At 68.7% G+C, this 24,514-nt stretch carries 23 protein-coding genes and 2 pseudogenes; 18 read left to right on the top strand and 7 right to left on the bottom strand.

Features of this window, described 5'->3' with window-relative positions:
- Nucleotides 1-2 precede the first annotated feature (2 nt).
- The 3 genes from J8M50_RS00860 to J8M50_RS00850 all read left to right on the top strand — a co-directional run bounded on the left by J8M50_RS00860 (nucleotide 3) and on the right by J8M50_RS00850 (nucleotide 3,296).
- Complete coding sequence (locus tag J8M50_RS00860) at nucleotides 3-314, top strand: hypothetical protein (protein ID WP_010351544.1); 312 nt, start codon at nucleotides 3-5, stop codon at nucleotides 312-314.
- Between the two features lie 288 nt (nucleotides 315-602).
- Nucleotides 603-1,682, top strand: a complete 1,080-nt coding sequence (locus tag J8M50_RS00855; RefSeq protein WP_107115989.1) for an AlbA family DNA-binding domain-containing protein — start codon at nucleotides 603-605, stop codon at nucleotides 1,680-1,682.
- 561 nt (nucleotides 1,683-2,243) lie between these two features.
- Nucleotides 2,244-3,296 (top strand): YaaC family protein, encoded by a 1,053-nt coding sequence (locus J8M50_RS00850; RefSeq protein ID WP_372462326.1) that lies wholly within the window; start codon nucleotides 2,244-2,246, stop codon nucleotides 3,294-3,296.
- Nucleotides 3,297-3,489: 193 nt separating this feature from the next.
- Here J8M50_RS00850 and J8M50_RS00845 read toward each other — a convergent pair.
- A pseudogene (locus J8M50_RS00845) lies at nucleotides 3,490-3,801 on the bottom strand (NUDIX hydrolase); the annotation flags it as partial.
- Nucleotides 3,765-3,923: a hypothetical protein gene (locus J8M50_RS48970; protein WP_233450294.1), complete on the bottom strand. Its 159-nt coding sequence runs from the start codon at nucleotides 3,921-3,923 to the stop codon at nucleotides 3,765-3,767. The gene J8M50_RS48970 and the pseudogene J8M50_RS00845, both read right to left, overlap by 37 nt.
- A gap of 409 nt (nucleotides 3,924-4,332) precedes the next feature.
- Between J8M50_RS48970 and J8M50_RS00840 the strand changes: the two are divergent.
- Both J8M50_RS00840 and J8M50_RS00835 read left to right on the top strand, forming a co-directional pair.
- Nucleotides 4,333-4,491, top strand: a pseudogene (locus tag J8M50_RS00840) (ASCH domain-containing protein); the annotation flags it as partial.
- A 92-nt stretch (nucleotides 4,492-4,583) separates the two neighbouring features.
- Nucleotides 4,584-4,829: a hypothetical protein gene (locus tag J8M50_RS00835; protein WP_141655543.1), complete on the top strand. Its 246-nt coding sequence runs from the start codon at nucleotides 4,584-4,586 to the stop codon at nucleotides 4,827-4,829.
- Here the strand turns inward: J8M50_RS00835 and J8M50_RS00830 are convergent.
- Nucleotides 4,818-5,798 carry a GlxA family transcriptional regulator gene (locus J8M50_RS00830; RefSeq protein WP_010351541.1) on the bottom strand — a complete coding sequence of 327 codons (981 nt, stop codon included), beginning with the start codon at nucleotides 5,796-5,798 and terminating at the stop codon, nucleotides 4,818-4,820. The genes J8M50_RS00835 and J8M50_RS00830 overlap by 12 nt on opposite strands.
- Nucleotides 5,799-5,927: 129 nt before the next feature.
- Between J8M50_RS00830 and J8M50_RS00825 the strand changes: the two genes are divergently transcribed.
- From J8M50_RS00825 to J8M50_RS00795, 7 genes are all read left to right on the top strand, one after another.
- Nucleotides 5,928-6,950 (top strand): NADP-dependent oxidoreductase, encoded by a 1,023-nt coding sequence (locus J8M50_RS00825; RefSeq protein WP_010351540.1) that lies wholly within the window; start codon nucleotides 5,928-5,930, stop codon nucleotides 6,948-6,950.
- A 296-nt stretch (nucleotides 6,951-7,246) separates the two neighbouring features.
- Nucleotides 7,247-7,468, top strand: a complete 222-nt coding sequence (locus J8M50_RS00820) for a hypothetical protein (RefSeq protein ID WP_029183542.1) — start codon at nucleotides 7,247-7,249, stop codon at nucleotides 7,466-7,468.
- Between the two features lie 845 nt (nucleotides 7,469-8,313).
- Nucleotides 8,314-8,517, top strand: coding sequence for a cold-shock protein (locus J8M50_RS00815; RefSeq protein WP_010351538.1), 204 nt, complete (start codon nucleotides 8,314-8,316; stop codon nucleotides 8,515-8,517).
- A gap of 169 nt (nucleotides 8,518-8,686) precedes the next feature.
- Nucleotides 8,687-10,153, top strand: coding sequence for a DEAD/DEAH box helicase (locus tag J8M50_RS00810; protein WP_010351537.1), 1,467 nt, complete (start codon nucleotides 8,687-8,689; stop codon nucleotides 10,151-10,153).
- A gap of 162 nt (nucleotides 10,154-10,315) precedes the next feature.
- A complete protein-coding gene (locus J8M50_RS00805; protein ID WP_010351536.1) occupies nucleotides 10,316-10,543 on the top strand; it encodes a hypothetical protein in 228 nt (75 codons plus the stop codon).
- A gap of 35 nt (nucleotides 10,544-10,578) precedes the next feature.
- A complete protein-coding gene (locus tag J8M50_RS00800) occupies nucleotides 10,579-10,851 on the top strand; it encodes an SCO5918 family protein (protein WP_010351535.1) in 273 nt (90 codons plus the stop codon).
- A gap of 546 nt (nucleotides 10,852-11,397) precedes the next feature.
- Complete coding sequence (locus J8M50_RS00795; RefSeq protein ID WP_010351534.1) at nucleotides 11,398-11,748, top strand: helix-turn-helix domain-containing protein; 351 nt, start codon at nucleotides 11,398-11,400, stop codon at nucleotides 11,746-11,748.
- 27 nt (nucleotides 11,749-11,775) lie between these two features.
- Here J8M50_RS00795 and J8M50_RS00790 read toward each other — a convergent pair whose 3' ends face one another.
- On the bottom strand, nucleotides 11,776-12,816 hold the full coding sequence (locus J8M50_RS00790; RefSeq protein WP_010351532.1) for a saccharopine dehydrogenase family protein: 1,041 nt from the start codon (nucleotides 12,814-12,816) through the stop codon (nucleotides 11,776-11,778).
- A gap of 98 nt (nucleotides 12,817-12,914) precedes the next feature.
- Here J8M50_RS00790 and J8M50_RS00785 point away from each other — a divergent pair, with 98 nt between their 5' ends.
- A complete protein-coding gene (locus tag J8M50_RS00785; RefSeq protein ID WP_010351531.1) occupies nucleotides 12,915-13,853 on the top strand; it encodes a helix-turn-helix domain-containing protein in 939 nt (312 codons plus the stop codon).
- Between the two features lie 92 nt (nucleotides 13,854-13,945).
- On the opposite strand, the gene J8M50_RS00780 is transcribed toward J8M50_RS00785, so the two are convergent.
- The 3 genes from J8M50_RS00780 to J8M50_RS00770 form a co-directional block, all read right to left on the bottom strand.
- A complete protein-coding gene (locus J8M50_RS00780) occupies nucleotides 13,946-15,067 on the bottom strand; it encodes a Yip1 family protein (protein ID WP_040835617.1) in 1,122 nt (373 codons plus the stop codon).
- Between the two features lie 119 nt (nucleotides 15,068-15,186).
- Nucleotides 15,187-17,469: a (Fe-S)-binding protein gene (locus J8M50_RS00775; protein WP_010351529.1), complete on the bottom strand. Its 2,283-nt coding sequence runs from the start codon at nucleotides 17,467-17,469 to the stop codon at nucleotides 15,187-15,189.
- Nucleotides 17,470-17,678: 209 nt separating this feature from the next.
- Nucleotides 17,679-18,734: a hypothetical protein gene (locus J8M50_RS00770; protein ID WP_010351528.1), complete on the bottom strand. Its 1,056-nt coding sequence runs from the start codon at nucleotides 18,732-18,734 to the stop codon at nucleotides 17,679-17,681.
- Nucleotides 18,735-18,934: 200 nt separating this feature from the next.
- On the opposite strand from J8M50_RS00770, the gene J8M50_RS00765 reads away from it, so the two are divergent.
- From J8M50_RS00765 to J8M50_RS00745, 5 genes are all read left to right on the top strand, one after another.
- A complete protein-coding gene (locus J8M50_RS00765; RefSeq protein WP_010351527.1) occupies nucleotides 18,935-20,140 on the top strand; it encodes an MraY family glycosyltransferase in 1,206 nt (401 codons plus the stop codon).
- A 95-nt stretch (nucleotides 20,141-20,235) separates the two neighbouring features.
- On the top strand, nucleotides 20,236-22,074 hold the full coding sequence (gene dnaK, locus J8M50_RS00760) for a molecular chaperone DnaK (protein ID WP_010351526.1): 1,839 nt from the start codon (nucleotides 20,236-20,238) through the stop codon (nucleotides 22,072-22,074).
- Complete coding sequence (grpE, locus tag J8M50_RS00755) at nucleotides 22,071-22,709, top strand: nucleotide exchange factor GrpE (protein WP_010351525.1); 639 nt, start codon at nucleotides 22,071-22,073, stop codon at nucleotides 22,707-22,709. Before dnaK ends, grpE begins: the two co-directional genes overlap by 4 nt.
- 33 nt (nucleotides 22,710-22,742) lie before the next feature.
- Nucleotides 22,743-23,918 carry a molecular chaperone DnaJ gene (gene dnaJ / locus J8M50_RS00750; protein ID WP_010351524.1) on the top strand — a complete coding sequence of 392 codons (1,176 nt, stop codon included), beginning with the start codon at nucleotides 22,743-22,745 and terminating at the stop codon, nucleotides 23,916-23,918.
- Nucleotides 23,919-23,923: 5 nt separating this feature from the next.
- Entirely contained in the window at nucleotides 23,924-24,370 is a 447-nt protein-coding gene (locus tag J8M50_RS00745; protein ID WP_010351523.1) for a heat shock protein transcriptional repressor HspR, read from the top strand.
- Nucleotides 24,371-24,514: the final 144 nt, after the last annotated feature.

The following is a 24,514-nucleotide window of genomic DNA, read 5'->3' as shown; positions in this document are numbered from 1 at the left end:
CGGTGAGGCTTGTGGGGTCCTACGACGCGTACACGGAGGCCGAGGCGGACCGGTGGGTGTCGACGATCCTCCGCACCATCTCTACCGGCCTTGACGCCGACGCCTCCCAGCAGGCCAGCGCCTTGCCCCGTGACCGGCGTATCGACACGAGGCGAGCCTTGCTGAAGCGCGAAGCCTGTGCAGTGTCCATCACTCACGCGGACACACGCATCACGTGGACGATCCGACCCGTCGTCTTCCTCTCCCTGGCCCACCGGCAAGCGGCCGAACTCCCACCGTGCGCCCACCAGTTCCACCCCCACACCGCCGGGTGAGTTACAACTTTCTCTACTGGTTCAAGGCGGCTCGCTCCGCTCACCGCACGCGGCACGGCCCCCGGCCGGGCCTGCGCTCCTGCCTTCGTCCCGCTCCAGCCCGGCCGGCGCCCGTGCCGCGCACAGCAACAGCTGCCTAACACACAGGTACGTCGCGGCTGGGGCGGTCGGGTCGCAGCTTTACGCGGCCATGATCACTCGTGCCGAAGCAGCTCTCACCCAAAGCCGCTTCCACCGACCTTCCAAAAGTGGTAGAGCAAGACCCGCACGCCTGCGAACATATAAGCCATGGGGTACGAACTTAAGCTATCGAAAGACGGGAACCAGCTCCTTCTGGAGGATTCCAAGTCCTCTAGATTTACACTGCGAGGTGGATCAGAATTTGAGCCCAAGCCCAACGAGATCGCCCAGTTTAAGGCTATCGACTTCCTATTTTCCGCCGACAAGGCCCGCAGAGAGAAGCACGAAAGGGATTCGCTATATCTAGCCACCTTTAGCGATTCAGAATACCGCTGGAGCTGCCTGGTTTTCGAAGTGCCCAAAGAGAGCCCAGTGAAGGTGAGCGTTGAGATCGAGTGCATGGCAGGGCGACCGCCAGAGGCAACCGAAGAACTGGCTAAAGAAATCGTATTAAGAAATTTCGCAACCGAAGTTTCCACAGATTACTCACAGGACTATTCGTATGGAAACTTTTGGGGACTTGAGTGCGAATTCAGCAACCTCGAAATGACTTTCCAGGCTCTATTCGACTGCTTTGATGCATTGGCTCGGCTTGTAGATGTGGATACTCCAAGGCGTGTAGTCGATTTGCAAACTGCGTTGCGCGCTCTGCAAGGTGGCGTACCCGAGCTTTTGATTGGACTCCGGGAGAGTGAGTGGCTTGAGGTCAAGTCGCAGCCGTACGACTTGAGCGTCCACTCAGAACGCATCGAGCTCGCAAAAGATGTGGCACAGTTCGCCAACGCTCCGGATGGAGGACTGCTTGTCATTGGAGCCCGCACCAAAGATAAGGGAACCGGAGACGTGATCCAAAGGATCACCCCAATGGCGATTCAACCGAAAATTGCAGAGCGATACCGAAAGGCAATTGATCAGCGTATCTATCCGCCCATTTCGGGCCTGAAGGTAGAAAACGCGCAAGCGGCGAGGGGGAGCATCTTGTTCCTCTATGTGCCGCCACAAGCGCCAGCCGCTAAGCCTTTTATTGTCGAAGGCGCCGTTGCTAGCGACGGCCATTATGAGAATTTCTTCATGATCCCCCAGCGCCGCGGGTCTGACGTCCATCCAATCTCTGGACGGTCAATTCATGGGCTCCTTGCTGGGCGCCTCTTTCCTGAATTTGGGACTGGAGGCCAGAAAATGCAGTGATCTATCCTCTTCCCTGCCATCCCGCCATGCCTACTGCACAATTACACCACAAGCGCGCCAGATCAAACGGGGACCAGCGGGGAGCTATGGGAAATCAGGTGGGCCTATCGAGGTCACGCCGTATCCGTTCATGCAAATCAGCGTCCAGACAAGCTGCAAATGCCCGCAGCTTTCCCAAGTTGAGGGCTCAGGCGCCGTCAGTACGTGTCAGCCGTCGTAACTTTCTCTGGTCGACGGCACTGGCAGCGTGGTGGAGGCCGGTGGGGGTGCAGCGAGGCACACGCGCGCCTGATCGGTCGGCGCACCCGCCGTCGTGGCTGACTGTCGTCGGCTGAGGTTCGTGCCACAACCGTGCCAGATGCAGGGGTCAGCCACGGTCAACGCCGGTGTCCTGCGGTCGAATAGCCGCCCGCTGCCTCAGCCGACGAAGCCGCAGCTCAGGACCGAGATCACCCCGCCTCTCTCCTAAAGTGGTGGTCAGCTCCGGGCTACGTTCCTTAAATCCGCCGCCCGCTGGAGGTATCGCCACGGCGGTGTGCTCTGCACTGGCAAGATGAGGCAATGGTTCGCAGGCCGTATCCCACGTACCGTGATCAGACGTATCCCGCGACAGCGGCAGTATGGAGGGCCCTACGAGAGCTCCGCCCAGAGCCGCCAGGGTATGCGGGCAAAGGCCCGCGCCAGAAGCTGTTCAGCGCAGCACTGGAGCAGTCGGAGCAACTCTTCACCGCAGCTGCCTCGGTTGGACCGGCTTCCAGGCCCCTCGTCCTCTTCTACGGCCTGAGCCAGGCAGGCAGGGCCATCGCAGCGTGTGCACCCGTGCCTGCCGACAAATGCCGGCTGAACGGCCATGGAATCGCCGCCGCTCAGATGGACCAGCCAGACCTAGGCTCGGTCACCGTCAAAGACAAGGGCGCAGCCGGAACGCAGTCGTTCACTCAAATTGCGGCGATACTCGGGTCACGATCACTGCCTGACGAAGCCCGTCTCGCGGACGTGTGGGCATCCATCTTGGAAGTAAGCCTCTGGCCTTTGCAGTCGACAACGCGTCCGCAGCTCTCAGTCAATAGAGAGATACAAGGAGACGCGAACACCTTGCAGGCGATGGTGTCCGGCTTGCCCGGAAACCTTCAAGACCACGCGAGCCCGCAGGACCGTGAGCAGGCTGTACGTGCGTGGCTCGCCGACTACCCGTCGTTGACGGGGTACCGCTTCCGGTCGATTGGCGCCATCCCGGATAGTGGGCCGGATAGCTGGGATTCGATGCAAGGCACGATCGGCTGCCGCCTGGTATGGGATGTGGTAGGTGGAGAGGAGGCCGCCAAGCGTAGGTTCGAGGACATCGCCCCGTGGAAGGGGCGCAGCCTCTCAGACTCCACCCGAGTGATCCACGCGCGATTCGGCGGTGACGACCGCGTGCTCCACCCTCTGTTGGCCTGGTGGGCGGTGCTCTACGCGCTTTCGATGCTTGCTCGCTACCAGCCAGGCCAGTGGACTGCACAGATCGACGTGAACCGCAGCAAGGATGCTGTAGCGATCGAATACCTCTTGGACGGCGCCCTTGCTGCGGTGCCTGAGTTGATCCTCGCCGCGATCGACGAGGTGACGGCCTAGTTCCTGGCCCCAGATAGTGGCCGATGCTGAGTGTCCAACTGCTAGACAACGCCGACGAACAGCGGCGGACGAGCGTGGACGTCTGCGGACTATCAACGCAGTTGAGAGGTACACCAGCCCAAGGCAGGGCTCCTGCCCAAGTTGCTTCGGGACGAAGCAGTCATCGCCCAAGGTTTGACCATCGCGCCACCCCTCAAGCCGCCCAATTCTCGGCGTGCTCCCGTAGGTAGTCGGCGAGTTCGGGCGGATGGAGTTCAAGCGTTCTCACGGCTGAAGCGTCCAACGCGACTCGCACCGGCGAGAAGTCGCCTATGTCGGGATCAGCAAGCTCAGGGCCGCTGCGGCGGTTGAGATCCATGTCCAGCACGTCAGCGCGAAAGAAGTGCTGCACGACGGTGACCTTGTCGCCCGGCTCGGTCAAGGTCAGGAACTCGCTCGCCGGGCCGATCGTGGCACCGATCTCCTCCATCACTTCACGGCGAAGAGCCGCTTCAAGGTCGGCATCTTCAGCTTCGACGCCCCCACCGACAGTCGTGTAGTAGGAGGTGCCGCCCGGCCATCCTCGGCCAGGAACACCAGTTGACCGCCATCGAGCAGAACTGCACGTACGTTGTGACGGACCTTCATACGCCCGACGGTAGTGCGCCCACCCCGGCGAGGAGGCCCGAACCGAACAGACGGGAACGGGGGATGGGCCCGGCGCACCACTGGCGCACCAGAACGAGCGGGGAACAGCGGGGAATCACGGGGAAGGCTGCCGAGCCTGACAGGGCCGCTCACCCACCGTTCACCCAGGTCAGCGCCCATACCGCCCCCAAACGCCCGCAGCTTCCTAAGCTGAGAGTGCGAGTTCGATTCTCGTCACCCGCTCCAATTTGAACCCCCTGGTCATGGACCTGGGGGTTGTTTGTTGTCTAGACGCCTGAGGGGGCAGCCGACTGGATGCTCGACACCCGGCGATGGCCCGGCATCGTCACCGAGTACGCCGCCGACCAACTCCTGGCCATGACCGACGCCCTCCTCCGCGTCCGCGAGGCAGTACCTCGACTTCAAGGCCCTGCTCGACGGCGAAGGGCCAGCCGGCATCAATCCGACCGCCACCCGTGACGAGCAGCTTGCCGATATCTGGGCCATCTACCCACCGGACAAGGAAGCCCTGGGCGCGCTCGCCATCGAGATCGGGCGTCTCGGCTGACACCCGAGCCGGCCGAGGCATTTCGTGCACGAGTGGGAAGCTGGTGCGGCAGGGAGCGTCGTCTCGTGGGCCGGGCGTATGAATGGGGCACGGTGACCCGCCTTGTGGAGCGGAGTCGGAAGGGCCTGCGGCTCTTCGAACCCGGCCTTGAGCCCGAGGCGTACGACCCGCACTCGGACGTCGGCTTCAGCCCGCCGCGCGGTGACGATCCGCCCGGAGCCGACGGCTACGGCAAGGCCGCCCGACCGCCCACCTCACGCAAGGCGACAGGGAGGGCGGCCGGAACACGCCGGAGGCTGCCGCTGGCAAGGCGGAACGGCGAGTCGCTACCGCGCTGAACCCTCGGCGGGTGTCGGGCGGAAGGTGCGGCGGTACGCCTGGGGTGTGACCCCGATGGCGGCATGAAGGTGCCGGCGCAGGGAGACACCGGTGCCGAATCCGGCACGGTCGGCGACCCGGTCGACGGGCCAGTCGGTGGTTTCCAGCAAGTGCCGGGCCAGGTCGACGCGTTGGCGGGTGAGCCACTGGCCGGGGCTGGTGCCGACCTCGTCGCGGAAGCGGCGGGTGAAGGTACGCACACTGACGCGTGCGTGCGTGGCCATGTCGGCCAGGGTGACGGGTTCGGCGAGGCGTTCCATGACCCACGCCTGGGTGGGGGCGGTGCCGGGGGCGGAGGGGTCGGGGACGGGGCGCTGGATGTACTGGGCCTGGCCGCCGTCGCGCCACGGCGGTACGACGCAGGAGCGGGCGACCTCGTTGGCGATGTCGCTGCCGTGGTCGCGGCGGACGATGTGTAGGCAGAGGTCGATGCCGGCGGCCACCCCGGCGGAGGTGAGGATGTCGCCGTCGTCGACGAAGAGGACGTCGGGGTCGATGCGCGCGGTGGTGAACATGCGCTGCAGGCGGTCGGCTTCGCGCCAGTGCGTGGTGGCGGGGCGGCCGTCGAGCAGTCCGGCGGCGGCCAGTACGTACGTGCCGGTGCAGATCGCCACGATCCGAGTTCCGGGGCGGATGGCGGCCAGGGCCTCGCGCAGGGCGCCGGGCAGGCGGCCCTCTTCGCGGATGGGGCCCAGCGCGTGGGAGGGCGGGACGACGACGGTGTCGACGGTGGCCAGCAGGGCGGCGTCGTGGGCGACGGTGAGCTGGTAGTCGGCCTCGGTGTGGACCGGGTGGCCGTCCACGCTGCACGTGGTCACGGAGTAGAGCGGATCGCCCGTGGCGTCCCGGGCGGCGCCGAAGATCCGTGCGGGGATGCCGAGTTCGAAGGGGACGACACCGTCCAGGGCCAGGACGCCGACGTGGTGCATGGCCCGATCCTTTCATTCCTTGACCATCCGGCCACTACGGGGAGGCTGCCCGCCCGGACAGTCTTGGGGCGTGCCCGAGAGAACCGGCACGAACCACAAGAAACACCCTGCTGAAAAGAGCATGTCCTCATGGACCAGGCCACCACCCCCGCGACCATGCGTGCCATCTCCCAGGACGTCGCCGGCGCACCGGACGTCCTCACGCTCGTCGAAACGCGGCGTCCGGTCCCGGGCCGGGGCGAGATCCTGGTCCGGGTGCACGCGGCGGGCGTGAACCCGGCCGACTGGAAGACCCGCGAGCGGGGCGTGTTCGCCGACGGCGCCAGGCCGCCGTTCACGCTGGGCTTCGACGTCGCCGGGGTGGTCGAGGCGGTCGGCGACGGCGTGACACTCTTCCAGGTCGGCGACGCGGTGTTCGGGATGCCGCGCTTCCCGCACCCGGCGGGCGCCTATGCCGAGTACGTCGCCGCCCCGGCCCGGCACTTCGCCCCGCGACCCCAGGGCCTCACCCACATCCAGGCCGGCGCGCTGCCGCTGGCCGCGCTGACCGCCTGGCAGGCACTGGTGGACACCGCGAACGTCCAGCCCGGCCAGCGCGTCCTGATCCATGCGGCTGCCGGGGGAGTCGGCCACCTGGCCGTGCAGATCGCCAAGGCCCGCGGCGCGTACGTCATCGGCACGGCCAGTGCCGCCAAGCACGAGCTGCTGCGCTCGCTGGGTGCCGATGAGCTGATCGACTACCGCACCCAGGACTTTGCCGAGACCCTCCGCGACGTCGATGTCGCCCTGGACTCCCTCGGCGGCCCGAACTGGGCCAGGTCCCTGCGAACGCTACGGCCGGGCGGCACGCTGATCTCCATCCTGCCGCCGGACGACACCTTCCCCGCCAAGGAGGCCGAAGCGGCTGGAGTGCGGGCGGTGTTCATGCTCGTCGAGCCCGACCACGCGGGGCTGCGCGAGATCACCTCCCTGGTCGAGGACGGACGCCTGCGGGTGATCGCCGACGAGGTCTTCCCCCTCGCGGAAGCCGCCCGAGCTCACACACTGGGCGAAACCGGCCGCACCACCGGCAAGATCGTCCTCTCCGTCACCCCCACCCGCACCACGCACCGGACAGAACGGATTCCCAATGACGCTGTCAAGCCGTCGTGAGAGGCTCGCGGGAGCTTTTTCACGCCGCGGTGGCAGCTGGTCCAGGCAGGCAGGCGTCGAAGTTCCGGCCGTCGCGTATGGGATCGCCTGCTTGTGGGGCAGGCTGTCGTCGGCCGAGGTTCGTGGCCCAGTCGCGCTGAATACAGGGATCAGCCACAGCCCGCCAAGGAACCTGTGGCCGATTTTCGGCTTGTCCGGTCTCGAAACCGCAGGTCAGTGGCGCGGAGCGGTTGCTCTCGTCTGGATCTGTGCCGACGGCCACAGCAAGCGGGGGACACGTAGGCTCATACTGAGTCATGACAAAGCCCGCTGCACCGAAGCGTCACCTGCCCACCAGCCCCTTCAAGGCCCCGGTCGCACCAGCTCCCAAGCACTTCGCCGAAGGCGACCAGGTTACACATGACGTGTACGGTCTCGGCCGGGTGATCAGCATCGAGGACCGCATCGCGGTGCTGGTGGATTTCGGTTCGACGCAAATGCGGATCTTGAGCCCGTACTCCAAGATGACCAAGCTGTAGGACCACCGCGCCCGGTCACGGCACTCCAGGCCCCCTTCTTGGGGACCTGTAACGAAAGAGAGACCTCTCATCGATCCGACGTCGCTGTTCTCCGCTCCGGAAAAGCAACCTCGCTGCTCCACCGCAGCGTCGCCGCCTCCGACGACAAACCCCTTCCAGGCCCCGGACTTCGAGGGGGACGAGGTCTTCCTGTTCGACGACGCGCAGGATCCTGCCTCGGACACGCGCGCGGCTTAGCTCCACGAGGGACGGTGGCTTCGGCAGTCGGCCGCGGGGCGCGGCCGTCTCGTTCAGCCCCGTTCACGGTCGTTCGGACGAGACGGGGTCGCAGGTCGGTGTGGGACGTGCGGCCCCTGAAGGCAGTGCCCCGGCCCGCCGCCTCCGTAGAAAGCCCCCAGGTCGAAGACCCGGGGGTTTTGTGTTGCCTGGGTCCCCCCGACAGCCACTGGCGACACGCCCCGCGTGAGATGTGACCTTCAGCGCGGCAGCGGAGTTTCGGGGTGGTCGCCCCCGCGCCGGCCACCGGCGCCGCCGGCAGCGCTGGACACCCCGTCGGAGGAGGTCACAGCGCTGCGGGTGGAGGAGCAGGGCAGGAAGGGTCCCGCTCGCGGCGAGCAATATCTGTTCCCGTGGAATGAGAAATAGGCGCGGGACGCGGCGAGTATTCCTCGATCGTCGGCCGGGTCGGAAATTATTGACCTTTCGAGGCCCAACGGACCGTGCTACTGTCGATCTCAGTTGCAGGTGTGGTTGCCAGAAGGTTTATTCCCGACGGGTTAATCAGCACGGCGACACGGAGTTCACGCAGGGTGAATTCCTGACACCGTCTCCGAAGGAGAATAGATATGTCTACTGGCACCGTGAAGTGGTTCAACGCGGAAAAGGGCTTCGGCTTCATCGAGCAGGACGGCGGCGGCCCCGACGTCTTCGCCCACTACTCGAACATCGCCGCCCAGGGCTTCCGTGAGCTGCTGGAAGGTCAGAAGGTGTCGTTCGACATCGCGCAGGGCCAGAAGGGCCCGACGGCCGAGAACATCGTTCCCGCCTGATCACCGGCACGCATTCTTCGCAGCTGGGGCCCGCACCTTGGGGTGCGGGCCCCAGCTTGCTGCATTTCAGGGCGCATCCCCTGTCGTACTGGCTCGTTCTCGCAATTCTCTGCGCCGCTCACCTGCTGCGGGAATTCCTTGATACGCGCCACATCAAGGAAGGTTCCGCATGAATCGCACGCGCACAACTACTCACTCCCGTGGCCGCTCCGGCGCTCCGCACCGCTCCAGCAGGCCCCACGGAAACTGGCAGGCCGTACAGGGCGAGTTCGCGCCGCCGAAGACGATCACGCCGGCGCTTCCCGCCGTCGAGGCGTTCGCCGAACTCGCCATGCCCGCGCGGCTGTTGGCCACGCTGGGCCACGAGGGCGTGACCGTACCGTTCCCGATCCAGGCGGCGACCCTGCCGAACTCCCTGGCCGGTCGTGACGTACTCGGCCGGGGCCGTACCGGCTCGGGCAAGACCCTCGCTTTCGGCCTCGCCCTGCTGGCCCGTACGGCGGGGAAGCGGGCCGAGCCCCGGCAGCCGCTCGCGCTCGTCCTCGTCCCCACCCGTGAGCTGGCCCAGCAGGTCACCGACGCGCTCGCGCCGTACGCCCGGTCCGTGAGCCTGCGGCTCGCCACCGTCGTCGGCGGGATGTCCATCGGCAGGCAGGCCGGTGCGCTGCGTGCCGGGGCCGAGGTGGTCGTCGCGACGCCCGGGCGGCTCAAGGACCTCATCGACCGGGGCGACTGCCGGCTGGACGAGGTCGCCATCACCGTCCTCGACGAGGCCGACCAGATGGCCGACATGGGCTTCATGCCCCAGGTCACCGCGCTGCTCGACCAGGTGCGTACCGGCGGGCAGCGGATGCTCTTCTCGGCCACCCTGGACCGCAACGTCGACCGGCTGGTGCGGAACTACCTGCACGACCCGGTCGTCCACTCCGTCGACCCGTCGGCGGGCGCGGTCACCACGATGGAGCACCACGTCCTGCATGTGCACGACGAGGACAAGCACCAGACGACCACGGAGATCGCGGCGCGGGACGGCCGAGTGATCATGTTCCTCGACACCAAGCACGCGGTGGACCGGCTGACCAAGCACCTGCTGAGCAGCGGCGTGCGCGCCGCGGCCCTGCACGGCGGCAAGTCCCAGCCGCAGCGCACGCGGACGCTGGCCCAGTTCAAGAGCGGGCATGTGACGGTGCTGGTGGCGACGAACGTCGCGGCGCGCGGCATCCACGTCGACAACCTCGACCTGGTCGTCAACGTCGATCCGCCCACCGACCACAAGGACTACCTGCACCGCGGCGGTCGTACGGCCCGTGCGGGCGAGTCCGGCAGCGTCGTCACCCTGGTGACCCGTAACCAGCGTCGCGAGGTGAGCCGGCTGATGGCTTCGGCGGGCATCACCCCCCAGATCGCCCAAGTGCGGTCGGGTGAGGCGGAGTTGAGCCGGATCACCGGTGCGCAGGCCCCGTCCGGTGTGCCGGTCGTCATCACCGCGCCGGAGGCGGAACGGCCGCGTGGCGCGGTGTCCTCGTCCCGGGGGCGTCGTGGGCGCCGGGGGCAGGGTGGCGGCGGGCGGCCCGGTGGTGAGGCGGCGCCTCGCAGGGCACAGCAGCGGCGGACCGGGTACGGCTCGGCGGCCTAGCGCCGCGTTGTCCGCGGGCCCGCTTCCACACAATCGCGGGCCCGCCCTCGTACGCCGTCGGCTCGCACATCACAGGCCCACCCCTTTCTCGCAGGAGGCACCTTGACGCCGGCTCGGACGCAGCACGATGGAACGGTTCCCGGACCTCGGGTCTGCGACGACATGACCGTCGAGGTGGCTCTGTCCCTCATGGCCGGTGCGCGTGTCGATCACCTCGTCCTGTGCGACGGGGACGAGCAGAGCACGGGCCTCGTCACACGGGCCCGGCTCGCCGTACTGCGCGACAGCCCCGCGTACACGGACCGGCTCAGGCTGCGGGACGTTCTCGACGGGGCGTCCACCTCGTCCGGCGCCCTCGGTGAGCACGGCGTCCTCGCCCTCGCCCGCTGATCCCCCTCGTCGCCCCTACTCCCCTGTGAGGAATCATGCGCTGTGTCATCGCCCGATACCCGTTCGAGCTGACCAAGAGCGGGGTGCAGGCCTCGATGAAGGGCGTCGCGCCCGAGCTCGTCACGGGTGAGTCCGTGACCATCGGCCGCCGCCGCTACCCGGTCAAGCAGGTGGGTCAGATCATCACCCGGCAGGACCGCCGCGACTTCAGCAGCGGCGAGGTCGTCCGGGCGATGACCCGCCTCGGCTTCACCTGCCACGAGCAGCCCCAGCCCGAGCCGGCGCTGCTCGGGGACATCGCCTGGTGAAGAGACACCCCTGGTGAAGAGACACCCCTGGTGAGGTGAAGACTCCGCCACCAGAAGCTCAGTGAGGGCCCTGCCGACGCGCGTCGGCAGGGCCCTCACTGTCGTATCGCCGCCTTCTTCCACCCGCCGCCGCGGGATCCAGGATGCCTGCGCCCCTTGGACACCAAAATCTGTTCTCGCCGGAGTAGACATTGGCTCCTCGTGTGGTTACTCTTCTTCTCGTAGACGAAGTCAGAGAGACCTGGCAGACACGAACTGCCAGGTAGCAGTACCCCTTCACCCAGTGATTGGTCCAGAGGAAGAACGGAGGAGCAGACGCCATCAGGATCGCCCGGCCGGACTCGGTCCGGGTGCCGCAAGACCCCGGATTGGATGGTGGTCCCCGGTCACGCAGTCGCGATCCCCGCACCCCTCCCCTTGCCGGGCCGGGAAGCGGAAACAGAAGGCCGGCGCAGCATGAGGGCCGGCAGATGGTGTTGAATTCCCCTCGGGGCCCTGGTGCCGTACGGCACCAGGGCCCCTCGACGCGTTGCACAACGAGGTGACATGGCAGCAGATATTCCGCTCGGCGATCGTCTGGACGACGACGACTACCCCGCGTACACCATGGGCAGGGCCGCCGAAATGCTCGGCACCACCCCCGCTTTCCTCCGGGCCATCGGTGAGGCCCGGCTGATCACTCCGCTGCGTTCGGAGGGCGGACATCGCCGGTACTCCCGCTACCAGCTGAGGATCGCCGCGCGCGCCCGCGAGCTGGTCGACCGGGGGACCCCGATCGACGCCGCGTGCCGGATCGTCATCCTTGAGGACCAGCTGGAGGAAGCCCAGCGGATCAACGCCGAGTACCGCCGGGCCGCGAAGGCGGCGTCCGACACCTCCGACTCCGGTTCGGGCTGACCACGTACGACCCCGCCGTACGACCGCTCACCGCGCGGTCTGCTCCGGGAGCAGTTCGAAGGTGATGTGCGGGGACAGCGCGCGCAGGAACCCCGGCGCGTCGAAGGCTTCGCCGGCGGAGGCGACACCGGTCGTGCGGGTCCGGCCGGTGAGGATGCGGTGGACCGCCTCCACCGCGAGCGGCGCGCTGACCGCGTAGATGTCCCTGCCGCTCGCCACGGCGCGCCGTTCGGCGTCGCCGGAGCGTACGACGGCGTCGACGAGGAAGGTCTGGTCGGACCGTCCGTCCTCGTCGGCGGGGGACGGCGCCGGGGTGTCCGGGGCCGAGAGGTCCCGGGCCGCTTCGCTCGCCATGTGGGTGCGCACCTCGGGGATGGCGAGGTGGCGGGGGACGGTGACCACGTCGGCCATCGTGAACTCCCCGACGACCTCCCTGGTGCCCATCGGGTCGGGGAAGGTCCACTTCAGGAGCGTCGGCGCGTCGTCGTGGTACTCCAGCCGCCCGCCCGTGTAGCGGACCCGCCGGCCGCCCCGGCGCTCGCCGGAGACCGTGCCCGCGGTGCGGGTGCCGGGCGTGGGGTGCCAACTGCTCAGGCCGTACGCGATCTCCGCCTCGTCGGCCGCCGTCCAGTCGCCCATCGCGGCGGTGGCCAGCAGGTCGCCGAGGCCGCCGTAGAAGGCCATCGCGGGGACGACCGTCACGCCCGCCGCGCGGGCGCGGTCCGCGAAGTGGGTGAACGTGTCGAGGTTCGCCTCGATCTCGGCCGCCACGTCGACGTACGGGATCTTGGCGCGCAGGGCCGCCTCGATCACCGGCGCGGCGGTCACCGCGAAGGGGCCGGCGCAGTTGATCACGGCGTCGGCGCCGGCCAGGGCGCGGTCGAGGGAGGCGGGGTCGTCGACCGACGCCGGGCGGACCTCCAGGCCCGGGCTGGACGCCGCCCGTAGCTTGCCCTCGTCGCGGCCGGAGAGGATCGGGACGAAGCCACGCTCCCGCAGGTGTGCCACCACGAAGCGTCCGGTGTGCCCGTACGCGCCGAACACCGTCACTGTCTGTCCCTGACCCATGGGTTTCTCCCCCGTGCTTGATCCGTTACGACCATCCTGGCGGGGCGGGTAGCCTCGGTGTGAGTGTCTGGAACGACGTGCCCCGTACACTTTCGGACATGGGTACCGTCGTGGCGCTGGCCGTCACCAAGGGGATGCTGCACTTCGAACTGTCCCTGGCGTACGAGGTGTTCGGCGCCGCTCCGGCCGGCGTGACCGTTCCCTGGTACGACGTCGAGGTGTGCGGGTCGGACGCCGTGCGGCTCGGCCGGTTCCGGCTGGAGCCCGACCGGGGGCTCGGCCGGCTCCGGTACGCCGACACCGTGATCGTGCCCGGCTGGGCGGACACCGACGAGGAACCGCCCGCCGAGCTGGTCCGCGCGGTGCGGGCGGCCCACGAGGCGGGGGCGCGTGTGGCCTCGCTGTGCACGGGAGCCTTCGTGCTGGCCGCCGCCGGTCTGCTGGACGGCAGGCGGGCGACCACGCACTGGGCGCACACCGACGCCCTGGCCGCCCGGTACCCGCAGGTGGAGGTCGATCCGGACGTGCTCTACGTGGACAACGGCAGCGTGCTCACCGCCGCCGGGAAGGCCGCCGCGCTGGACCTGTGCCTGCACCTCGTCCGGCTCGACCACGGTACGGCCGTCGCCAACGCCGTCGCCCGCCGTCTGGTCGTGCCGCCGCACCGGGCGGGTGGGCAGGCGCAGTTCGTGGCCGCTCCGGTGCCCGCCCGGGACGACCATCCGCTCGCCGGGCTGCTGCCGTGGGCGATCGAGCGCCTCGGCGACCCGCTCACCGTGGAGGACCTGGCCCGGCAGGCCGGGATGAGCTCGCGGCATCTGGGCCGCCGGTTCAGGGCGGTGACCGGCACCACTCCGTTGCAGTGGCTGCTGACCCAACGCATCCGCCGTGCACAGGAGTTGCTGGAGACCACGGACGACGTCGTCGACGCCATCGCGGCGGCTACCGGTATGGGGACCGCGACGACGCTGCGGCGGCACTTCAACCGTACGGTCGGGGTACCCCCGGACACCTATCGCCGGACGTTCCGCTCATAGCCTCGGGTCGGCTCGGGACCGAGGTATTAGACGGGTACGACCACGAAGGCCCGGCGTCGTGGTGACGCCGGGCCCTGTCATACCCGTAGTACTTAGAACGTACCCAGCTTCACGATCGACAGCAGCGCCACCAGCTGGATCGCGGACGCGCCCAGCGCCTTCGGCCACAGCAGGTCGTGCGACTTGCTCACCATCAGGGTGAGCAGAACGCCGGCGGCGACCCACGTCGCCCACCCCAGCACCTGTACGAACGGCGCGTCCCCGCCGAGGAACATCGCCACGATCAGCCGGGGCGCGTCCGTGAGGGACATGATCAGCATGGAGAGGCCGACGGTCGGCTGCCAGGCACCGTCGCCGCCGAGCTGGCGGGCCAGCGTGTGGGTGACGACGCCGAGCACGAACGACGAGAGCACCATCGCCACGGCCGTCGTCAGGACGATCGGGATCGCGTTCGCGAGCGTCGCGTCGATCGCGTCCTTGCGCGCCCCGTCGAAGCCGAAGACGGCGAGCAGGCCGTAGAGGAACGTGACGATGAGGGCCGGGACCCACATCGTGTAGTCCCGCATGACGAGGAAGGTCTGGTTCGGGGCGGTGACGATCCCCTTCAGCAGCTCCTTCCAGGGCAGCCGGGGCCCGACCGGACCGGCCGGCGCGGAGCCCGCGTGGTACGTCCCGCCCGGGTTGTACTGCTGGTGGTCGTCGACCGAGAACGCCTGCGTGTGCCCGGGGTTGTTCGCGGCGTACGGGTCGTACGGGGCGCCCTGCGGCTGGCCGTGACCCGGTCCTCGACCAGGTCCTTGCCCAGGCCCCTGCCCCTGTCCCTGTCCGGGACCCTGGGGGTACCCTCCGCCGCCGAAGTACTCCGGCTCCTCCGAGCCGCCTCTCCCGCCGTCCTGCCGGCCGCCACCGGGCCCGCCGCCCGGCGCGCCGTACGGCCGCTGCTGCGGGTACGACGGCTGCGGCGGGTACCCGTACGACGGGCCGCCCTGGCCGTAGGAGGGAGCACCCTGCCCGTACGTGGGGCCCTGGGTGCCGTACGACGGTCCCTGCTGCCCGTTGTTCGGGGGGTGTTGCGGTCGCGCTTGCGGGGCGCGGTCGTCCCGGCCGCCGCGTCCGATCCTGAATCCAGCCACGCCTTCGAACGTACCTGGTCCCGGAGAGTGAGGTGGGTGAGGGGACGGATACCGGACCCCTTTGCGGCCGACCTGTGACATCCCGTAAGGGGCCGACCCCTAGTACCCGTACGCCTCAAGTACGACATGCCACGAGGGCGCCTCCCACCTCCCCGGAGGGAGGCGAGGGGCGCCCTCGTAGCCGTACTACTACCGGGGAGCTACTTCACCGGCTCAGGCTCCGGCGCGTTCTCCGTCTCCGCGGCCCCCGCCGGGTCCACCGGCGTCCGCACGGACTCCAGGAGCAGCTGGGCGACGTCGACGACCGTGATGGACTCCTTCGCCTTGCCCTCGTTCTTCTTGCCGTTGACCGAGTCGGTCAGCATGACGAGGCAGAAGGGGCAGGCCGTCGAGACGATGTCGGGGTTGAGGGAAAGAGCCTCGTCGACACGCTCGTTGTTGATGCGCTTGCCGATCCGCTCCTCCATCCACATCCGCGCGCCACCGGCACCGCAGCAGAAGCCGCGCTCCTTGTGCCGGTGCATCTCCTCGTTGCGCAGGCCCGGGACGCTCGCGATGATCTCGCGCGGCGGCGTGTAGATCTTGTTGTGCCGCCCGAGGTAGCAGGGGTCGTGGTACGTGATGATCCCCTCGACCGGCGTCACCGGCACCAACTTGCCCTCGTCGACGAGGAGTTGCAGCAGCTGCGTGTGGTGCACGACCTCGTAGTCGCCGCCGAGCTGCGGGTACTCGTTGCCGATGGTGTTGAGGCAGTGCGGGCAGGTCGCGACGATCTTCTTCGCGGACCTCGGCTTCTTCGACTCCGGCGTCACCTTGCCGTCGTCGTCCATCTCCTCGCCGAACGCCATGTTGAGCGCCATGACGTTCTCCATGCCGAGCTCCTGGAACAGCGGCTCGTTGCCGAGGCGTCGCGCCGAGTCACCCGTGCACTTCTCGTCGCCGCCCATGATCGCGAACTTGACGCCCGCGATGTGCAGCAGCTCGGCGAACGCCTTGGTCGTCTTCTTCGCCCGGTCCTCCAGGGAGCCCGCGCAGCCGACCCAGTACAGGTACTCGACCTCGGAGAGGTCCTCGATGTCCTTGCCGACGACCGGGACCTCGAAGTCCAGCTCCTTCAGCCACTCCAGGCGCTGCTTCTTGGCGAGCCCCCAGGGGTTGCCCTTCTTCTCCAGGTTCTTGAGCATCGTGCCCGCCTCGGAGGGGAAGGCCGACTCGATCATCACCTGGTAGCGGCGCATGTCGACGATGTGGTCGACGTGCTCGATGTCCACCGGGCACTGCTCGACGCATGCCCCGCAGGTGGTACAGGACCACAGGACGTCGGGGTCGATGACGCCGTTCTCCTCGGCGGTGCCGATCAACGGGCGCTCGGCCTCGGCGAGCGCGGCGGCGGGGACCGATGCGAGCTGCTCCTCGGACGCCTTCTCCTCACCCTCGGCCGTCTTGCCGCCACCCGCGAGCAGGTACGGCGCCTTGGCGTGCGCGTGGTCGCGCAGCGACATGATCAGCAGCTTCGGCGAGAGCGGCTTGCCGGTGTTCCAGGCGGGGCACTGCGACTGGCAGCGACCGCACTCCGTGCAGGTGGAGAAGTCCAGCAGGCCCTTCCACGAGAACTGCTCGACCTGCGAGACGCCGAACACGTCGTCGTCGCCCGGGTCGGTGAAGTCGATCGGCTTCCCGCCGGACGTCATCGGCAGCAGCGCGCCGAGCGACGTGCCGCCCTTCGCGTCGCGCTTGAACCAGATGTTCGGGAACGCGAGGAAGCGGTGCCAGGCGACACCCATGTCGGTCTTGAGAGCTACCGTGATCATCCAGATGAAGGACGTCGCGATCTTCAGGCCGGCGAAGAAGTAGGTGAGGTTCTGGAGGGTGGAGAGGTCCATCCCCTCGAACCACGACACCACCGGGTACGAGATGAAGAACGACGCCTCGTAGCTGTCGACGTGGTGCTGGGCACCCTCCAGCGCGTGCAGCACGAAGATGCAGACGCCGACGATCAGGATGACCGTCTCGACGAAGTACGCCTGGCCGAAGTTGGAGCCGGCGAACCGGGACTTGCGGCCCGGCTTGTCCGGTCGGCTCAGCTGGCGGACGACGATCAGGACGAGGATGCCGAGGATGGTCATCGTGCCGATGAACTCGACGAAGACGTTGTACGGCGCCCACTCGCCGACCACCGGCAGCAGCCAGTCGGCCTGGAAGAGCTGGCCGACGGCGTTGACGATCGTCAGCAGCAGCGAGAAGAAGCCGACGGCGACGAACCAGTGCGCGACCCCGACGATGCCCCAGCGGTTCATCCGCGTGTGGCCGAGGAACTCCCTGGCGACGGTCAGGGTGCGCTGTGCGGGTTCGTCGGTGCGGGTGCCGGCCGGCACGTTCTGGCCGAGGCGCATGAAGTTGTAGATCTGTAGCAGGGCGCGCGCGAACAGGGCCACGCCGACCACGATCAGGACCAGCGACACGATGATCGCGGCGAGTTGCATGGGGGCTCCTCGTGCCTGCGAGAAGGAGAGCGGAGTTACTAAGCGGTAACTTATTCAGTCCGTCCGAGGGTACCCCGTGTTCCCCGTCGCACTGTAGCCGGGCGCGGAGTGATCTGGATCGCTGAGGGTTGCCTCAGGACGGGTGGTAATAAGGCCGCCGGGGTCCCTCGTGAGTACTACCGCGTTACCCCGCGAGTACGACGACGGGTTCACCCCGAGGCCGCGAGTCCCGCCGCAGGCGTACCGATCCTGACCCATGCCCCCTCCCGTCGCGCCGTCCCCGTCCACTGCCAGACCCCCTCGGAGTCCTGGCGGTAGACATGGTCGGCCGCGACCGCGTACGCCGCGCCGGAGCCGGCCGCGTCACCGGTGCCGCGCCAGCGCCCGGACACCTCGTCGTACGCGAAGAGCCGGCCGTCGCGGGTGGCGAACAGGCCGGCGCCGCCCGCGTGGACGCCGTCGAACTCGGCCTCGCCGAGCGGGGTCCAGTCGTCCACCCCGCCGGAGCCGTTCCAGCGGTAGACGCGCAGGTCCATCCGGCTCAGCCCGTAGAGCCGCTCGCCCACGGCGAACCCGAGCGCGCCACGTCCGGTGAGGAGCCACTTCCCGGTGTCCGGCTCCCGGCGCGTCAGCGCGTGCTCACCGGCGGGTTCCGTCGCGAACAGTCCGGCCGGGCCGCCGTAGATCTGGGCCGTCGGACCGTTCCGTACCGTCGTCCACGCGCGCGTGCGCGGGTCCCATTGGCGTACGGCCCCGCTGTCGCGGACCCAGAGGTGGTCGCCGACCGCCAAGGTCTGGCCGTCCGTTCCTGCGCCGACGGACTCCCAGCCGCCCGCGTCGCCGTAGCGGAAGATCCGGCCGTCCACGGGGTTGGTGGCGAAGAGTCCGGCGGGTCCGGCGGCGATCTCCCCGGCCGGGGTGCCACCGATCTGCGTCCACCCCGTACGGCTGCTCCACGACCACACCGTGGCGTCCTTGCTGCTGATCGCGTACAAGTGGCCGCTCTCGGGGGCGGGGGAGGCGGTGCCGGACGGTGTACGGCCCTCCAGGAGGCCGCCGAGCGACACGGCCGCGATGGCTCCGGCCAGACATGCCAGGACGGCGACGAGCGCGACGAGCCGGGGCCGGGACGGTGGCTTCCTGGAAGCGCCCTGGTGGATGTGCACGTCGCGGACCTGGCCGGTCTGGACGACTGGGCTGTGGAAGACGCCGCCGCTCGCGCTGTTGTGGGTGTTCGGACGGTCGTCCGGCGGCTCGTCCCGCACCGGTCTTCGCCCCCCTATGGCGCCCCCGCCCCGGTCGTGTGATCGGTCGATGGCTCACCGTAGGGCGCGAGATGCGAAAGGGCACGACTGTTTTTGGCTAGGAACGTCCGGAAGGGGTCGAAGACCGGTCATGTGATTCAGGGGTCGTTCCGTTCATGTCATTCGTACTTAATTGCTACATTTGTGACTAATTTGTCACTGTGCTCTATGGAATCGCTGCCGCCACCTCCGCGCTCGCGCTGGCCGCTCTCCTGGCCGCCCTGCTCCGTGTCCCCGCGCTGCGCGTGGGGCTGGTCGAGCGGTGGCAGCGGGTGCGAAGGGTGCCGCTGTCCGGGGGGCCCGCGGTGGTGGCGGCCACCTGTGGGATCGCGGCCCTCGGGGACCGCACCGGCCTCGCTCCCCTCGGGCCCGACATGGGCGTGCTCCTCGTCGCGGCCGGCGCCGTCGCCCTGCTCGGTCTCGCCGCCGACCTGTGGCGCCTGAAGAACCGCTTCCTTGTGCTCGGTACGACCGTTTCGGCGGCCTTCGTGATCCCTTATGACGCGATCGGCGTCCTAGGGGGCGTCGTTGCGGTCGGGTGGGTCGTCTTCGTCGCCCTCGCCTTCCGGAGCCTCGACCACGCGGACGGCGTCGCCGGGACGGTCGGCGTCGTCACCGCCTTCGGCGCCGGGGTCTGTGCAGCCGCCGAGGTGATGGACGGGCCCGCCGTCCTGCTGAGCGTCCTCGCGGCGGCTCTGACCGGCTTCCTGATGCACAACTGGCCGCACGCGCGCGTGGGGCTCGGTACGTCGGGTGCGCTGTTCGCCGGGTTCCTGCCGGCCGCGGTCGCCGTGCGCGCGTGCGCGGAACGCGGGGCCCTCACCGGCGTGGGCGCGCTGTTCGCGCTGACGGCGGTCGCGAGCCTGGACGTCGTCCTCGTCGCCCTCTCGCGCAGGCGCGCGGGACGGCCGCTGCTGAGACCGGCGCCGGACCACCTCGCGCACCGGCTGCGCCGCCTCGGGGTCACGGACCGGGGGGCGGTCGTCCTGATCGGCGCGGCGGCCTTCGGGGGTGTCCTGGTCGGGGGGCTCGTGCACGCGGGCCGGACGGGCGTCTCGGCGGTGCTGTGGGTGGCGGCCGTCGTAGCGGTGGCAACGGCGGGGCTGCTGCGCGTGCGCGTGTACGGGGTGCGGCCGAGGCGTGCGGGGGAGACGCTGGGCGAGCGGCCCGGCGTACGGCGGCCCCGGCGCGCGCCCGGTGATCCGGGAGGGCGGCGACTCACCCTCGTACACCGCCTCTTGAGCCTTTCGAAGCCTCGGCGGAAGCCCCCGCAGGTCTCTGGAGTCACCCCTGGTGCGCATGTTCAGGCGCCTCGGAAGCCTGAGTCGTCGCAGGTCAAGGCTGCCATGCGTGTAAGGAACGGATAAGAGTTGAGTCTGTGTGACTCAGCTCTGTTGACTCGGCTGGGCGGGTGATGCACACTTGAGCCTGTTCCACTCAAGTCAGCTGGAGGAAGATCACCATGGCACGTGCGGTCGGCATCGACCTGGGCACGACTAACTCCGTCGTCAGCGTTCTTGAAGGCGGCGAGCCCACCGTCATCACCAACGCAGAGGGCGCCAGGACCACGCCGTCCGTCGTCGCCTTCGCGAAGAACGGTGAGGTCCTCGTCGGTGAGGTGGCCAAGCGCCAGGCCGTCACCAACGTCGACCGGACCATCCGCTCCGTGAAGCGCCACATGGGCACGGACTGGAAGATCCAGCTCGACGGCAAGGACTTCAACCCGCAGCAGATCTCCGCGTTCATCCTGCAGAAGCTGAAGCGGGACGCGGAGGCGTACCTGGGCGAGAAGGTGACCGACGCGGTCATCACCGTCCCGGCGTACTTCAACGACTCGGAGCGCCAGGCGACGAAGGAGGCCGGCGAGATCGCGGGCCTGAACGTCCTGCGCATCGTCAACGAGCCGACGGCCGCCGCGCTCGCGTACGGCCTCGACAAGGACGAGCAGGTCATCCTGGTCTTCGACCTCGGTGGCGGCACGTTCGACGTCTCGCTGCTGGAGATCGGCGACGGCGTCGTCGAGGTGAAGGCCACCAACGGCGACAATCACCTCGGTGGTGACGACTGGGACCAGCGCGTCGTCGACTACCTGGTGCAGCAGTTCAAGTCGGGCCACGGCGTGGACCTCGGCAAGGACAAGATGGCCCTCCAGCGTCTGCGCGAGGCCGCCGAGAAGGCGAAGATCGAGCTGTCGTCGTCCTCCGAGACGTCGATCAACCTGCCGTACATCACCGCCTCCGCCGAGGGTCCCCTGCACCTCGACGAGAAGCTGACCCGCGCGCAGTTCCAGCAGCTCACCGCTGACCTCCTGGAGCGCTGCAAGGCGCCGTTCAACAACGTCATCAAGGACGCCGGCATCGCGCTCAGCGAGATCGACCACGTCGTCCTGGTCGGTGGCTCCACGCGTATGCCGGCCGTCGCCGAGCTGGTCAAGGAGCTGACCGGGGGCCGTGAGGCCAACAAGGGCGTCAACCCGGACGAGGTCGTCGCGATCGGCGCCTCCCTCCAGGCCGGTGTCCTCAAGGGCGAGGTCAAGGACGTCCTGCTGCTCGACGTCACCCCGCTGTCCCTCGGTATCGAGACCAAGGGCGGCATCATGACGAAGCTCATCGAGCGCAACACCACGATCCCGACCAAGCGCTCCGAGATCTTCACCACCGCCGAGGACAACCAGCCCTCCGTGCAGATCCAGGTCTACCAGGGCGAGCGCGAGATCGCGGCGTACAACAAGAAGCTCGGGATGTTCGAGCTGACCGGCCTGCCGCCCGCCCCGCGCGGTGTCCCGCAGATCGAGGTCTCCTTCGACATCGACGCCAACGGCATCATGCACGTGACCGCGAAGGACCTCGGCACGGGCAAGGAGCAGAAGATGACCGTCACCGGCGGCTCCTCGCTGCCGAAGGACGAGGTCGACCGCATGCGCCAGGAGGCCGAGCAGTACGCGGACGAGGACCACAAGCGCCGCGAGGCCGCCGAGGCGCGCAACCAGGGCGAGCAGCTCGTCTACCAGACCGAGAAGTTCCTCAAGGACAACGAGGACAAGGTCCCGGGCGAGATCAAGACCGAGGTCGAGGCGTCGATCGTCGAGCTGAAGGAGAAGCTCAAGGGCGACGACACGGCCGAGATCCGCACCGCCACCGAGAAGGTCGCGGCGGTCTCCCAGAAGCTCGGCCAGGCCATGTACGCGGACGCGCAGGCCGCCCAGGGCGAAGCAGGCCCGGCGGGTGACGCGAAGGCCGACGACGACGTCGTGGACGCCGAGATCGTGGACGACGAGAAGCCCAAGGGTGGTGCCGCGTGACGGAGGAGACCCCGGGCTTCGAGGAGAAGCCCGACGTCCCCTCCGGCGCCCCTGAAGACGCCGAGCCGAAGGCCGCCGCCCCCGAGGAGGAGGCGGCCCCGGCCGGGGACGCGAACCAGACAGCCGGTCTGGTGGCCCAGCTGGACCAGGTGCGTACGGCTCTCGGCGAGCGCACCGCCGACCTCCAGCGCCTCCAGGCCGAGTACCAGAACTACCGCCGCCGCGTGGAGCGGGACCGCATCGCGGTCAAGGAGATCGCCGTGGCGAACCTCCTGACCGAACTGCTGCCGGTCCTCGACGACATCGGCCGCGCGCGGGAGCACGGCGAACTGCTCGGCGGGTTCAAGTCCGTCGCGGAGTCGCTGGAGACCACCGCCGCCAAGATGGGTCTGACGCAGTTCGGCAAGGAGGGCGAGCCCTTCGACCCGACGATCCACGAGGCGCTGATGCACAGCTACGCGCCGGACGTCACAGAGACGACGTGCGTGGCGATTCTCCAGCCGGGGTATCGCATCGGCGAGCGCACCATCCGCCCCGCGCGGGTGGCCGTCGCCGAACCGCAGCCCGGCGCGCAGACGGTCAAGGCCGAGGACGAGGCCGGCGAGGAGAAGGACAACGGCCCTGAGGAGGGCTGACACGGACGACGAGCGGAAGGGGGTGCGTCGGGGATGAGCACCAAGGACTTCATCGAGAAGGACTTCTACAAGGTCCTCGGCGTCCCCAAGGACGCCACCGAGGCCGAGATCAAGAAGGCGTACCGCAAGCTCGCGCGCGAGTTCCACCCGGACGCGAACAAGGGCAACGCCAAGGCCGAGGAGCGCTTCAAGGAGATCTCCGAGGCGAACGACATCCTCGGCGACCCCAAGAAGCGCAAGGAGTACGACGAGGCGCGCGCCCTGTTCGGCAACGGCGGCTTCCGCCCGGGTCCGGGCGCGGGCGGCGGCTCGTTCAACTTCGACCTGGGCGACCTCTTCGGAGGGGGCGCGGGCGGCGGCTCCCAAGGCGGCTTCGGCGGCGGCATCGGGGACGTCTTCGGGGGCCTGTTCAACCGGGGCGGCACGACCGCGGGCCGTACCCAGCCCCGGCGCGGGCAGGACATCGACACCGAGGTGACCCTCAGCTTCACCGAGGCCATCGAGGGGGCGACGGTCCCGCTGCGCATGACCTCCCAGGCCGCCTGCAAGGCGTGCTCGGGCACCGGCGACAAGAACGGCACGCCGCGCGTGTGCCCGACCTGCGTCGGCACCGGGCAGGTCGCGCGCGGCTCGGGCGGCGGCTTCTCGCTCACCGACCCGTGCCCCGACTGCAAGGGGCGCGGCCTGATCGCCGAGCAGCCCTGCGAGGACTGTCACGGCAGCGGCCGGGCCAAGTCCTCGCGGACGATGCAGGTCCGCATCCCGGCAGGGGTGACGGACGGGCAGCGGATCCGGCTGCGCGGCAAGGGCGGTCCGGGCGAGCGGGGCGGCACCGCCGGTGACCTCTACGTCGTCGTCCATGTCGGAAGTCATCCCGTCTTCGGGCGCAAGGACGACAATCTGACGGTGACCGTGCCGGTCACGTTCGCGGAGGCGGCGCTCGGCGGGGAGATCAAGGTGCCCACCCTGGGCGGGCCCGCGCTCACCCTGAAGCTGCCTCCGGGCACGCCCAACGGGCGCACCATGCGTGCGCGCGGGAAGGGCGCGGTCCGCAAGGACGGCACTCGCGGGGACCTGTTGGTCACCGTCGAGGTGAGTGTCCCGAAGGACGTGACGGGGAAGGCTCGTGACGCACTGGAGGCGTATCGCGAGGCGACCGCGGGCGAGGACCCGCGGGCGGAGCTGTTCGAGGCCGCGAAGGGAGCATGAGAGTGATGGACGGCCGCCGGCGCAACCCGTACGAACTGACCGAGGAGACCCCGGTCTACGTCATCTCGGTGGCGGCCCAGCTCTCCGGTCTGCACCCGCAGACCCTGCGGCAGTACGACCGTCTCGGCCTGGTCTCCCCGGACCGCACGGCCGGGCGGGGCCGCCGCTACTCGGCCCGCGACATCGAACTCCTGCGTACCGTGCAGGCGTTGTCGCAGGACGAGGGCATCAACCTGGCCGGCATCAAGCGGATCATCGAGCTGGAGAACCAGGTCGCCGCGCTCCAGTCCCGGGTCGCGGAGCTGGAGTCGGCGCTCGACGGCGCCGCAGCGACGATGCAGCAGCGCGAGGCCGCGGTGCACGCGTCGTACCGGCGCGACCTGGTGCCGTACCAGGAGGTGCAGCAGACCAGCGCGTTGGTGGTCTGGCGGCCGAAGAAGCCCAAGGACTGAGACACGGTCGAGATCGGTCAAGGGTGGACGAAACGCCGTGAAAGGGTTCGGAGTTCATGACTCCGGGCCCTTTCGTGCTTTCCAAGTGGCGGGGGTGTGAAGGGAGTTGGGGAAGGCTGAGGAGTCGTCTCCATGTGTTGTCGT

The sequence above is a fragment of the Streptomyces acidiscabies genome, from assembly GCF_020010905.1.
In the GTDB taxonomy this organism is placed as follows: domain Bacteria; phylum Actinomycetota; class Actinomycetes; order Streptomycetales; family Streptomycetaceae; genus Streptomyces; species Streptomyces acidiscabies.
The sequence above is the reverse complement of the archived record's forward strand: the minus strand, read 5'-3'. Positions and strand labels throughout refer to the sequence as shown.

Bases quoted from the DNA above. Each gene is read 5' to 3' on its own strand.
- J8M50_RS00855 (WP_107115989.1), top strand. From the start codon at position 603: ATGGGGTACGAACTTAAGCTATCGAAAGACGGGAACCAGCTCCTTCTG.
- J8M50_RS00850 (WP_372462326.1), top strand. From the start codon at position 2,244: ATGGTTCGCAGGCCGTATCCCACGTACCGTGATCAGACGTATCCCGCG.
- J8M50_RS48970 (WP_233450294.1), bottom strand. From the start codon at position 3,923: ATGAAGGTCCGTCACAACGTACGTGCAGTTCTGCTCGATGGCGGTCAA.
- J8M50_RS00830 (WP_010351541.1), bottom strand. From the start codon at position 5,798: ATGCACCACGTCGGCGTCCTGGCCCTGGACGGTGTCGTCCCCTTCGAA.
- J8M50_RS00825 (WP_010351540.1), top strand. From the start codon at position 5,928: ATGGACCAGGCCACCACCCCCGCGACCATGCGTGCCATCTCCCAGGAC.
- J8M50_RS00820 (WP_029183542.1), top strand. From the start codon at position 7,247: ATGACAAAGCCCGCTGCACCGAAGCGTCACCTGCCCACCAGCCCCTTC.
- J8M50_RS00815 (WP_010351538.1), top strand. From the start codon at position 8,314: ATGTCTACTGGCACCGTGAAGTGGTTCAACGCGGAAAAGGGCTTCGGC.
- J8M50_RS00810 (WP_010351537.1), top strand. From the start codon at position 8,687: ATGAATCGCACGCGCACAACTACTCACTCCCGTGGCCGCTCCGGCGCT.
- J8M50_RS00805 (WP_010351536.1), top strand. From the start codon at position 10,316: ATGACCGTCGAGGTGGCTCTGTCCCTCATGGCCGGTGCGCGTGTCGAT.
- J8M50_RS00800 (WP_010351535.1), top strand. From the start codon at position 10,579: ATGCGCTGTGTCATCGCCCGATACCCGTTCGAGCTGACCAAGAGCGGG.
- J8M50_RS00795 (WP_010351534.1), top strand. From the start codon at position 11,398: ATGGCAGCAGATATTCCGCTCGGCGATCGTCTGGACGACGACGACTAC.
- J8M50_RS00790 (WP_010351532.1), bottom strand. From the start codon at position 12,816: ATGGGTCAGGGACAGACAGTGACGGTGTTCGGCGCGTACGGGCACACC.
- J8M50_RS00785 (WP_010351531.1), top strand. From the start codon at position 12,915: ATGGGTACCGTCGTGGCGCTGGCCGTCACCAAGGGGATGCTGCACTTC.
- J8M50_RS00780 (WP_040835617.1), bottom strand. From the start codon at position 15,067: ATGTCACAGGTCGGCCGCAAAGGGGTCCGGTATCCGTCCCCTCACCCA.
- J8M50_RS00775 (WP_010351529.1), bottom strand. From the start codon at position 17,469: ATGCAACTCGCCGCGATCATCGTGTCGCTGGTCCTGATCGTGGTCGGC.
- dnaK (WP_010351526.1), top strand. From the start codon at position 20,236: ATGGCACGTGCGGTCGGCATCGACCTGGGCACGACTAACTCCGTCGTC.
- dnaJ (WP_010351524.1), top strand. From the start codon at position 22,743: ATGAGCACCAAGGACTTCATCGAGAAGGACTTCTACAAGGTCCTCGGC.
- J8M50_RS00745 (WP_010351523.1), top strand. From the start codon at position 23,924: ATGGACGGCCGCCGGCGCAACCCGTACGAACTGACCGAGGAGACCCCG.